This window comes from Cupriavidus pauculus (assembly GCF_002858765.1).
GTDB lineage: Bacteria > Pseudomonadota > Gammaproteobacteria > Burkholderiales > Burkholderiaceae > Cupriavidus > Cupriavidus pauculus_B.
In genome coordinates, this window is the sequence record NZ_PJRP01000002.1 from 614,600 (window position 1) to 625,707 (window position 11,108).

10 protein-coding genes are annotated in these 11,108 nt (G+C 62.6%); all 10 read left to right on the plus strand.

Features of this window, described 5'->3' with window-relative positions; genetic code table 11:
• Nucleotides 1-5 precede the first annotated feature (5 nt).
• On the plus strand, nucleotides 6-1,283 hold the full coding sequence (gene tviB / locus CYJ10_RS07665; RefSeq protein ID WP_101680894.1) for a Vi polysaccharide biosynthesis UDP-N-acetylglucosamine C-6 dehydrogenase TviB: 1,278 nt from the start codon (nucleotides 6-8) through the stop codon (nucleotides 1,281-1,283).
• A 21-nt stretch (nucleotides 1,284-1,304) separates the two neighbouring features.
• Nucleotides 1,305-2,390: an NAD-dependent epimerase/dehydratase family protein gene (locus CYJ10_RS07670; RefSeq protein ID WP_101680895.1), complete on the plus strand. Its 1,086-nt coding sequence runs from the start codon at nucleotides 1,305-1,307 to the stop codon at nucleotides 2,388-2,390.
• Between the two features lie 70 nt (nucleotides 2,391-2,460).
• Nucleotides 2,461-3,720 (plus strand): flippase, encoded by a 1,260-nt coding sequence (locus CYJ10_RS07675; protein ID WP_101680896.1) that lies wholly within the window; start codon nucleotides 2,461-2,463, stop codon nucleotides 3,718-3,720.
• Nucleotides 3,657-4,712 (plus strand): EpsG family protein, encoded by a 1,056-nt coding sequence (locus CYJ10_RS07680; protein ID WP_101680897.1) that lies wholly within the window; start codon nucleotides 3,657-3,659, stop codon nucleotides 4,710-4,712. Before CYJ10_RS07675 ends, CYJ10_RS07680 begins: the two co-directional genes overlap by 64 nt.
• A 23-nt stretch (nucleotides 4,713-4,735) precedes the next feature.
• On the plus strand, nucleotides 4,736-5,656 hold the full coding sequence (locus CYJ10_RS07685; protein WP_374703235.1) for a glycosyltransferase family 2 protein: 921 nt from the start codon (nucleotides 4,736-4,738) through the stop codon (nucleotides 5,654-5,656).
• Entirely contained in the window at nucleotides 5,653-6,717 is a 1,065-nt protein-coding gene (locus CYJ10_RS07690; RefSeq protein WP_101680899.1) for a glycosyltransferase family 4 protein, read from the plus strand. Before CYJ10_RS07685 ends, CYJ10_RS07690 begins: the two co-directional genes overlap by 4 nt.
• Nucleotides 6,718-6,719: 2 nt before the next feature.
• Nucleotides 6,720-8,714: an asparagine synthase (glutamine-hydrolyzing) gene (asnB, locus tag CYJ10_RS07695; RefSeq protein ID WP_101680900.1), complete on the plus strand. Its 1,995-nt coding sequence runs from the start codon at nucleotides 6,720-6,722 to the stop codon at nucleotides 8,712-8,714.
• Nucleotides 8,711-9,829: a glycosyltransferase family 4 protein gene (locus tag CYJ10_RS07700; RefSeq protein WP_101680901.1), complete on the plus strand. Its 1,119-nt coding sequence runs from the start codon at nucleotides 8,711-8,713 to the stop codon at nucleotides 9,827-9,829. The genes asnB and CYJ10_RS07700 overlap by 4 nt, the downstream gene beginning before the upstream one ends.
• Entirely contained in the window at nucleotides 9,826-10,416 is a 591-nt protein-coding gene (locus CYJ10_RS07705) for a sugar transferase (RefSeq protein WP_101680902.1), read from the plus strand. Before CYJ10_RS07700 ends, CYJ10_RS07705 begins: the two co-directional genes overlap by 4 nt.
• Nucleotides 10,413-11,033 carry an acetyltransferase gene (locus CYJ10_RS07710; RefSeq protein WP_257993157.1) on the plus strand — a complete coding sequence of 207 codons (621 nt, stop codon included), beginning with the start codon at nucleotides 10,413-10,415 and terminating at the stop codon, nucleotides 11,031-11,033. Before CYJ10_RS07705 ends, CYJ10_RS07710 begins: the two co-directional genes overlap by 4 nt.
• The last annotated feature ends 75 nt before the right edge of the window (nucleotides 11,034-11,108 follow it).

Genomic DNA, 11,108 nt, shown 5'->3' on the forward strand with positions numbered 1-11,108 from the left:
CGCGTATGAACCTGAATCAAGCAAAAATCGCAGTCGTCGGTCTGGGCTACGTCGGATTGCCACTGGCGGTGGAATTCGGCAAACATCGCCCGGTGATCGGCTTTGATATCAATCCCGCCCGTATTGCCGAACTGAATGCCGGCAAGGACGGTACGCTGGAGGTCAGTGCCGCAGAGCTGGTGGAGGCGACGCAACTGCAATACAGCAGCGATCCCGAAGCACTGCGCGATTGCCTGATTTTCATCGTCACCGTCCCTACGCCGGTCGACAAGGCCAATCGTCCGGACATGACGCCACTGGTTCGCGCCAGCGAGACCGTGGGTCGCGTCATGCCCCAGGGCGCTGTGGTGATCTACGAGTCCACCGTGTATCCCGGCGCGACGGAAGAAGTCTGCGTGCCTGTGCTGGAAAAATTCAGCGGCAAGTCATTCAACAAGGACTTCTTCTGCGGGTACAGCCCGGAGCGGATCAATCCGGGAGACAAGCAGCATCGTTTGCCGACCATCAAGAAGGTCACCGCCGGCAGTACGCCGGACGTGGCCGAGGCGGTGGACCGACTCTACGCTCAGGTCATTACCGCCGGCACGCACAAGGCCAGCAGCATCAAGGTCGCGGAAGCGGCGAAGGTGATCGAGAACACGCAGCGCGACGTCAACATCGCACTGATGAATGAACTCAGCCTGATTTTCCACCGGCTTGGTATCGACACGCTGGAGGTCCTCGAGGCTGCCGGCACGAAGTGGAATTTCCTGCCTTTCCGCCCGGGCCTGGTCGGCGGGCATTGCATTGGCGTGGACCCGTACTACCTCACGCACAAGGCGCAGGAAGTCGGCTACCACCCCGAGGTGATCCTGGCGGGCCGTCGCATCAACGACAACATGGCGCAGCACGTGGCAGACGAAACCGTCAAGCTGATGCTACGCAAGGGCCTGAGCGTGCTGGGCAGCAAGATCCTGGTGCTGGGACTGACGTTCAAGGAAAACTGCCCGGACGTGCGCAACACAAAGGTCGTGGACATCGTGAGTTCGCTGCGGGCCTACAACGCGCAGGTCGACGTCTTCGATCCGTGGATCAATATTGCCGATGCCGAACACGAGTATGGCCTGAAGTGCCTGGAGGCCATGCCGAAGGCCGGCGAGTATGCCGCCGTCGTGCTGGCCGTGGGGCATGAGCAGTTCGTGGCGATGGGTGAGGCCGGCATCAAGGCATTCGGTGCGCCGGGCGCTGTCCTGTTTGACGTCAAGGGGATTCTGCCGCTTGGCGCATCGGACGGCCGTCTGTAATCGATTGGCAGAAGGAACAAGATGAACGACAACTCCGCCAAGCTGACGGCGTATGAACAACTGAAGCGCGAGCTGGCCCAGGTCCCGCGCACATGGCTGATTACCGGCGTGGCCGGCTTCATCGGCAGCAACCTGCTGGAGACGCTGCTCAAGCTGGACCAGCGCGTGGTGGGCCTGGACAACTTTGCCACGGGCCACCAGGCCAACCTGGACGAAGTTCGCGGCCTCGTGTCGCCGGCGCAGTGGGAAAAATTCCAGTTCGTCGAGGGCGATATCCGCAACCTTGAAGATTGCCGCCGTGCCTGCACGTTCCGCGACGCGGGCACCGAGCTGGGTGTGGATTTCGTGCTGCACCAGGCCGCGCTGGGTTCGGTACCGCGCAGCCTTCAGGATCCGATCGCCACGAACGAGAACAACATCAGCGGCTTCCTGAACATGCTCGTTGCCGCGCGCGATGCGAGCGTCAAGCGCTTGGTCTACGCCGCCAGCAGCAGCACATACGGCGACCACCCCGGCCTGCCCAAGGTCGAGGACCGTATCGGCAAGCCGCTGAGCCCGTATGCGGTGACAAAGTACGTGAACGAACTGTATGCCGACGTCTTTGCGCGGTGCTACGGCTTCCGCACGATCGGTCTGCGCTACTTCAATGTCTTCGGTCCGCGACAAGATCCCAACGGTGCATACGCCGCTGTCATCCCGAAATGGACGGCCTCGCTGCTGGGCGGTGAAACCGTCCATATCAATGGAGACGGCGAGACGAGTCGCGATTTCTGCTACGTGGCCAATGCCGTGCAGGCCAACCTGCTCGCAGCCAATGCCACCGCCGACGATGCCACCGACCAGGTTTACAACGTCGCGGTGGGCGATCGCACCACGTTGAATCAGCTGTTCGACGCATTGCGTACGAATCTCGGCCCGTTTGGCGTGCCTGCCGAAGTCAAGCCCAACTATCGCGATTTTCGCGCGGGAGACGTGCGCCACAGCCAGGCCGATGTCGGCAAGGCCGTATCGCTGCTTGGCTATGCCCCTACGCATCGCATCGGCGATGGCTTGCGTGAAGCCATGGGCTGGTATGTGACTCGCCACGACAAGCCTGCTACGGCCTGACGGCGGGCCGCAATTCCTGCTCCGCGGTACCGCACGTCGGAGGGGATGGGCCCGTCATATCAATATCCAGATGCGCGCATCTCATATCTCCTGGAACCTGTTCGGACTTGGCTTGCCGCTGCTGATTGCGGCGGCAACGGTGCCCCATCTGCTTTCCGGTCTGGGCAGCCAGCGCTTTGGCCTGCTCGCGCTGGCATGGGGCCTGATCGGCTATGCCAGTGCGCTCGATCTGGGGATCGGCCGTGCCACGACGCAACGTGTTTCGGCCTTGCGCGATGGTCACGACGAGGCCTCCGTCCCTGATGTGCTGGCAACTGCCACGCGTCTGACGCTGGTGACCGGTGGCATTGGCATGGTCGTGATCATGCTGGCCGCCATGCTTGGCGTCGGCCAGTTCGTGCACGCCGACAATGTGCCCCAGACGGAAATCCGCTCCGCCATCCTGCTGCTGGGGCTGGCCCTGCCGATGCAGGCGGTGAGCGCCACATACCGTGGCGTCAACGAGGCCTATCTGAGCTTCCGCAACATCAGCGTGCTGCGGATCCTACTGGGCGCGGCGAATTTCGGGCTGCCTTACCTGATCTCGCTGTACTCCACGCGGGTGGACCTGCTGATCGCGAGCCTGGTCGTGTCGCGTGCGCTGGCGCTGTGGTTCTACCGCGTCTTCGCACTGAATTGTCTGCCGGCCGGTTCGCCGCGCGGCACCTATCTGCGACCCGTGGCCAGGCAACTGTTTCAGTTTGGCGGGTGGTTCACCATCAGCAGTGTCCTGAGCCCGTTGCTGACGCAGGCCGACCGTTTCCTGATCGCCGCGATTCTCGGCGCGGCGGCCGTGACCACATATGTGATCCCTTATGAACTTACTGTGCAGACGCTTATACTGTCGAGCGCAGTCACAACGGTTGCTTTTCCGGCCATCAGCCGCCTGCTCGTGACCGATCCTGACGGCGCACAGCGGCTGTTCGGAAAATGGATGCTTCGGGTAGTCGGTGCGATGATCCTTGGCTTGATCGTCCTCGCGCTCATTCTGCCGCCGCTGCTGACGCTGTGGCTTGGACACCCCGCCGATCCGGACTCGGTCAAGGTCGGACGGATTCTTTGTATTGGCGTGCTGGCAAATGCCGTGGGATCCATGTATTTCGCGCTGCTGCATGCCAGGGGCAAGACCCGCGCCACGGCCATTCTGCACGTGGTGGAAGTGCCCCTGTATATCGCGGCGCTGGTCGGCCTGACCAAGCTGTTCGGGGTCAGTGGCGCGGCCATTGCATGGTCGTTGCGGATGTTCTTCGACGCATTGGGCATGAAATTCCTGGCGAGGCGGGCATCGTGATTCAAAAGGCATGCGAAGACGTCAGGACCGCGTCCGGAATTGCGTTTCTCGCCGTGATCGCGGTGATCCTCGGTATTTTCGCGGGGTATCAGTACTTTGGTATCAGCCGCGACTATCCGAATTACGTCGAGTTTTTTGAACTCGTGCGTGGCAGTGACGGGCTGATCGGCGTCGACACGCGTTTTGAGTTTGGCTTTACCGCTCTGGTTTATATGCTGGTGAGCCTTGGATTGAGCAATGTGGCGATCTACGGGACGATCTGTGCCATTTGCATCATGCTCAAGGGTGTGGCCATCCGGACGTCGGAACTCAGCCTTGGGCTGATTGCGGTATTGGTGTTCTTTTACCTGAGCCGCTACTACATCCTGTTCGAGATGACCGTACTGCGGGCTTCCATTGCATTTGCCATTGCATTCTATGTGTTCTGGCGCAAGGACAAGCGGGAACTGAAGCTCGGCGAGATACTACTGCTATGCTTGGCTGTGTCGTTTCACTATTCGGCGATTGTATTACTGGCCGTCTACGTACTCGGCCGTTTTAATTTCAAGCTGGCATCGCTGGTGGTCTTCGGGATCTTTTTCGTTGGTTTTGTGCTGCGTGACCTGCTGTTTGCAGAGTTTCAGGCGATTTTCCCGGTGCTGGGCACATATCTTGATGTGCAGGCGTCCACGACGATCGTGCCGTTGCCGTTTATGCTGGATATTGCATTGATCGGCGCGGCGCTGGGACTGCGCCGGCATAATGACGTGACCATGCAATATGCATTGATCGGCATGATGCTGAGTGTTGCGATCCATTTTTCGATGCTGGAGTTTCCGATTGTGGCTGCCCGGTTTCGGGAACTGCTGTCGGTTTTCGTGCTGATATACGTGCTGAAGGCTTTCACATCGGAGTCGAGAGTCGTTCAGTTGCTGGCCGTCGTCTTTGCAGTGGGGAGCGGAATGCTCAACCTCTATGCAATGACCGTCTATGATCCGTTGCTCCTGGGCTAATGAAGAGTATTGATATTGTTATCGTGAACTGGTCTTCCGGCACGCAGTTGCTGGAAGCGGTGCAGAGCCTGCAGCAGCATGCGGGCGGGCTCGTTGCGTCGGTCGCCATCGTCGATAACGCATCCATCGACAATTCGCTCGAACTCGTTGCGGAACGGACCGATTGGGATTTCCCCATCCATTACGTGCGCAATACGGAGAATCGGGGCTTCGGCGCCGCATGCAATCAGGGTGTGCGGACGGGCAATGCCGAATATGTGCTGTTCCTGAATCCCGATACCCGTGTCTACGCGCAGTCACTTGCAACGCCGCTTGCATTCATGCAGCGCGACGAAAATGCCAGCGTATCGGTCACCGGTATCCAGTTGATTGACGAAACGGGTCATGTGCAGCGCGCTTGTGCGCGTTTCCCGTCGCTGGGCATGTTCTCGGCCGCGGCCGTCGGGCTGGACCGTCTGCCATGGATGCGCGACTACCGGCATCACATGACGGATTGGGATCATGGGTCCACGCGCGACGTGGACCATGTCATCGGCGCGTTCTACCTGATTCGCCGCAGCGTGTTCGAGTCGCTGGGCGGGTTTGACGAGCGGTTTTTCGTCTACCTTGAAGATCTGGACCTTTCGTTGCGCGTGCGCCAGGCGGGCGGCCGCATCGTGTACCTGGCCGACGCGCAGGCGTTTCACCTGGGCGGTGGTACGTCCCGGCAGATCAAGGCAACGCGTCTGTTCTATTCATTGCGCAGCCGGCTGTTGTACGGCTTCAAGCATTTCTCCCGCGCGAGCGCCTGGGCGCTGGTGGGCGTGACTGTCGGGCTGGAGCCCGTCGCGCGAACGGCTTTTTCGGCCGCCCGTGGCGGGATGCAAGACATCCGCAACACGCTGAAGGGCTACGGCATGCTGACGCGTGCGCTGCCGCAGATCCTGAAGGCGTCCCGGCGATGAAAGCACTGATCCTGACGCGCTATGGCCGGCTGGGCGCCTCGTCGAGGCTGCGTATGCTGCAATTCCTGCCCTGGCTGCGGGATGCCGGGCTGGAGGGCGAGTCGCAGGCGTTGCTGGACGACAGCATGCTCTCGTCGCGCTACCACGCCGGAGGCTATGGGCGGGGTGCGATGATTGCCGCCTACGGCGCACGGCTTCGATCGATGATTCGCCGTCGGCGCGCCAATCTCGTCTGGATCGAAAAGGAAGCGTTGCCGTGGTTCCCGGCGGCCGTGGAGCGCGCGATGCTGCGCGGCGTGCCGTATGTGCTGGACTACGACGACGCCCTGTTCCATAACTACGACCTGCATCGTGTGCCACTGGTGCGCAAGCTGCTCGGACGCCGTATCGATGCCTTGATGGCCGGCGCCGCACTGGTGACGGCCGGGAATGAATACCTGGCGCAACGCGCTCGCGATGCCGGGGCGAAGTGGGTGGAGATCGTGCCAACCGTCATCGACCTCGACCGCTATCCGATGGTAGACCTGGGCGCCCGCGAAAGCACCCTGCGCCGTATCGTCTGGATTGGCTCGCCCACGACGGCTACCTATCTCCACGCCCTGGAAGCGCCGTTGCGCCGGCTGGCCGAGCGCCATGCGTTCAAGCTGCGGGTGATCGGCGCGCAAGTCTCGTTGCCAGGCGTCGACGTGGAGTGCGTACCCTGGACGGAAGACACCGAGGTGGCGTCGATCGCGGAAGGCGACATCGGGATCATGCCGCTGCGCGATTCGCCATGGGAGCGCGGCAAGTGCGGCTACAAGCTGATCCAGTACATGGCATGCGGATTGCCGGTGGTCGCGTCGCCGGTCGGTGTCAATGAGCAGATCGTGCGAAATGGCGAGAACGGTTACCTGGCGAGCGGCCCGGACGATTGGGAGCAGGCGCTCGAATCGCTGCTGAGCGATCGCGGGCGCAGCGCTGCGATGGGGCGCGTTGGGCGACAGCGCGTGGAACAGGAATATTGCGTGCAGCAGGTTGCGCCCAGGCTGGCGCGGCTGCTGAAGCAGGCAGGAGCCCATTGATCATGTGTGGATTCGCAGGATTTTTTGGTGGCAACATTGCCACCACAGCTGACCGGACGGCACTGCTCGAGGCCATGGCGGATCGAATCCTTCATCGTGGGCCCGACGATGGCGGCGCCTGGACCGATGGCGACTCGCCCGTGGGATTCGGTCATCGCCGGCTGGCCATTGTGGATCTCTCGCCCGCAGGCCACCAGCCGATGACCGCGGCCAGCGGTCGCTTTGTCATGGCATACAACGGTGAGATCTATAACCACATGGATCTGCGCGCCGAGCTTGAGCAAGCTGGCGCGGCGCCGCAATGGCGTGGCCACTCGGACACCGAAACGCTGCTGGCCGGCTTTGACGCCTGGGGCATCGAGGCCACCGTCAGGCGTGCCGTGGGCATGTTTGCGTTCGCCGTGTGGGATCGCCAGCAACGCGTGCTGACCCTTGGGCGCGATCGTCTGGGCGAGAAGCCGCTTTACTATGGATGGCAGGGCACGGGTTCGGCCCGCACCTTTCTGTTCGGCTCCGAGCTCAAGGCCTTGCACGCGCACCCCGCCTTTGAACGAAAGATCGATCGGGATGCGCTGTGCCTGTTCATGCGGCACAACAACGTGCCTGGCCAATATTCGATTTTCCAGGGCATCCACAAGCTTCCCCCGGGGCACCTGCTGGAAATTTCCGCGGCCAACCGCGAGGCCCAGCCACGCGCGTACTGGTCGGGCATCGACGCAGCCCTGCAAGGCAAGCGCGAACCATTCACCGGCAGCCCCGAGGAAGCGGTTGATGCGTTGGAGGGCGTGTTGCGGTCCGCCATTCGCGGCCAGATGATGGCGGATGTGCCGCTGGGCGCGTTCCTGTCGGGCGGCATCGACTCGTCGACGGTCGTGGCGCTGATGCAGGCGCAATCGGCCAGACCGGTCAAGACGTTCACGATCGGCTTTCACGAGGGCATCTACAACGAAGCCGAGCATGCCAAGGCCGTGGCGGCGCACCTGGGTACCGAGCATACGTCGCTGTACGTGACGCCGGAGCAGGCGCTTGACGTGATTCCCGGCCTGCCAACGCTCTACGACGAGCCATTCTCGGATTCGTCACAGATTCCAACCTATCTGGTGAGTGCGCTGGCCCGCGAGCATGTGACCGTATCGCTGTCGGGCGATGCGGGCGACGAACTTTTTTCGGGCTACAACCGGTATCAGATCACGGCCACGCTGTGGAACCGCTTGTCGTCCGTGCCGCCCGGTCTGCGCTCGGCGATGGCCTGGATGCTGACGCGCCCCTCGCCGGAACTGATCAACAGTGTGGCTGGCGGCATTCCGGGCGCTTCGCGCTGGGCCAATATCGGCGAGAAGATCCACAAGGGCGCCGGTGTCATGGCCGCGAAGTCGGCCGAAGAGCTGTATCGCGGCATGGTCTCGCAATGGCAGGACCCGGAGGCTGTCGTGATCGGCGGCCGCGAGCCCGGCACGCTGCTTGACACCACGAAGGGCGAGCTGGATGCACTGGGTCACGTGGAGCGGATGATGGCGCTCGACATGCTGACCTATCTGCCCGACGACATTTTGACGAAGGTCGACCGCGCTGCCATGGGGCGCAGCCTTGAGTCCCGCGTGCCGTTCCTCGATCATCGCGTCGTCGAATTCGCCTGGAAGCTGCCGCTGGCGTACAAGCTTCGCCAGGAGGCGTCCGGCTACACCACCAAGTGGGCATTGCGCCAGGTGCTGTACCGGCACGTGCCGAAGGCGCTCATCGAACGACCCAAGATGGGATTCGGTGTGCCGATCGATACGTGGTTGCGCGGGCCGCTGCGTGAATGGGCGGAGGAACTGCTAGATGCGTCGCGGCTGCGCCGTGAAGGGTTCCTGGATCCGGCCCCGATTCGCAAGAAATGGCAGGAGCATCTGAGCGGCCAGCGCAACTGGCAGCACCCGCTCTGGTGCGTGCTGATGTTCCAGGCGTGGCTGGAAAAGGAGTCGGCCTCTGTCGTCCAACCGGAGACGGTGGCGTGAGATTCCTGATGATCGCGAGTTTCGCGGAATCACTGACCGGTTTCCGGGGGCCATTGATCGCCGCGTTGCAGGCGAAGGGCCTCGATGTGCATGTCGTGGCGCCAGGGTTGCCCGCTGCCGATCCCGTGCGGGCGAGGCTCGAGGCACAGGGCCTGACAGTGCATGATGTCGACATGCACCGGACCGGCACGAATCCGGTGGCCGACCTGCGCACGCTGCTGCAGCTTTACCGCCTGATGAAGCGCATTCGACCCGACTGCACGATGGGCTACACCATCAAGCCAGTGATTTATGGGTCACTTGCGGCGTGGCTGGCCGGTGTGCCGCGGCGCTTTGCGTTAATTACCGGTCTTGGATACGCGTTTCAGCAGGAAAGCGGGCGGGGCGGTATGCGGGCGCTGGTTCAGCGCATGTACGCCGCCGCCCTGGCGCGGGTACAGATGGTTTTTTTCCAGAATCCCGATGATCGCGACCTGTTCCGCCAGCGGGGCATCATGGCGTCGGATGCCCGGGCGTGCGTCGTGAATGGCTCGGGCGTGGATGTTTCCAGCTTTTCGGTGGCGCCACTGCCCACTGGCAATACGCGCTTTCTGCTGATCGCGCGGTTGCTCGGCGACAAGGGCGTGCGCGAGTTTGCCGAGGCCGCACGACGCATCCGTGCGCGCCGTACTGACGCGACGTTCGTGCTCGTGGGGTGGATCGATTCCAATCCCGACGCCATCGCCCAGGAAGAGCTGGACGGATGGGTGCGCGATGGTGTCGTGGAGTATCTTGGCAAGCTCAGCGATGTCCGGCCGGCCATCGCGCAAAGCACGGTGTACGTGTTGCCGTCATACCGGGAAGGCACGCCCCGGACGGTGCTGGAAGCCATGGCCATGGGCCGCGCCGTGATCACCACTGACGCGCCCGGCTGCCGCGAGACCGTCGTCGACGGCGACAACGGCTTCCTGGTGCCGGTGAAGTCGGTCGATGCGCTGGAGGCAGCGATGCTGCGCTTCCTGGATGACGGGGAGCTCGCCGGTCGGATGGGCCAGCGCGCGCGCGCGGTGGCCGAGGAAAAGTATGACGTGCACAAGGTGAATGCAGTCATGCTGCGTGAAATGGATATTCGATGAAGCGGCTTTTTGACCTGATACTCGCCATTTTTGCGCTGATCGTGCTCGGCGTGCCGCTGCTCGTCCTGATCTGGATGGTGCGCACCCGGCTGGGCAGCCCGGTATTTTTCAGGCAGACCCGCCCGGGGCTGCACGGCAAGCCGTTTGTCATGGTGAAGTTTCGGACCATGACCGATGCCCGTGGCCCGGACGGCGAGTTGCTGCCCGACGCGGACCGCATGACGGCATTTGGCCGATTTCTGCGTGCCAGCAGCCTTGACGAATTGCCGGAACTCTGGAATGTCATCAAGGGCGAAATGAGCCTGGTTGGTCCCCGGCCGTTGCTGATGGAGTACCTGCCCCTGTATTCGCCCGAGCAGGCGCGACGCCACGACGTTCGTCCCGGCGTGACCGGCTGGGCGCAGGTCAATGGCCGCAACGCGCTCGGGTGGGACGAGAAGTTCGCGCTCGATGTCTGGTATGTCGATCATCAGAGTCTGTGGCTCGATATTCGAGTCCTCTGGTTGACCGTGCGCAAGGTTCTTGTCCGCGAGGGCATCAGTGCTGCAGGAGAGGCTACGATGTCGAAATTCACGGGCAAGAAATGATGCGGCGGGAACGGCTTGCACTGTTCGGCGCCAGCGGGCATGGCAAGGTCGTGGCCGATGCGGCACTGGCCGCCGGCTGGCAGAGCGTCGTGTTTTTTGACGACGCATGGCCCGCGAAGGACAAGAACGGGCATTGGCCGGTGCTGGGCGATCTGTCTGCCATGATTGCGCGCGCTGGCGAGTTCGATGGGGCACTGGTGTCGATTGGCCATTGCCCGGCGCGATGGGAAAAGCAGCAGGCGTTGATGGCCGCAGGCGTGCCGATCGCGACGGTCGTGCATCCGCATGCCTGGGTCAGCTCGTTCGCCGTGCTGGGCGCGGGCACCGTGGTCATGGCCGGCGCGGTGATCAATACCGACGCCACGATTGGCGAGGCGGGTATCGTCAATACCGGCGCCACGGTCGACCATGACTGTGCGCTGGCCCACGCGGTGCATGTCAGCCCGGGGGCCAACCTCAGCGGCGGTGTCAAGGTCGGCGCATTGTCGTGGGTCGGTGTCGGCGCTGCGGTGCGACAGGGAATTCAAATTGGTGCCGGCGTGATGGTGGGCGCGGGCGCGGTAGTGGTAAAAGACGTGGTGGACGGCGCGACAATGGTCGGCAATCCGGCGCGATAACAAAATTGAGCCTGTGCGTTGCGTGGCCTTGTTCGCCATGCAATGAAAAAAGCGGGCAGGTGGGGCAACCTCTGA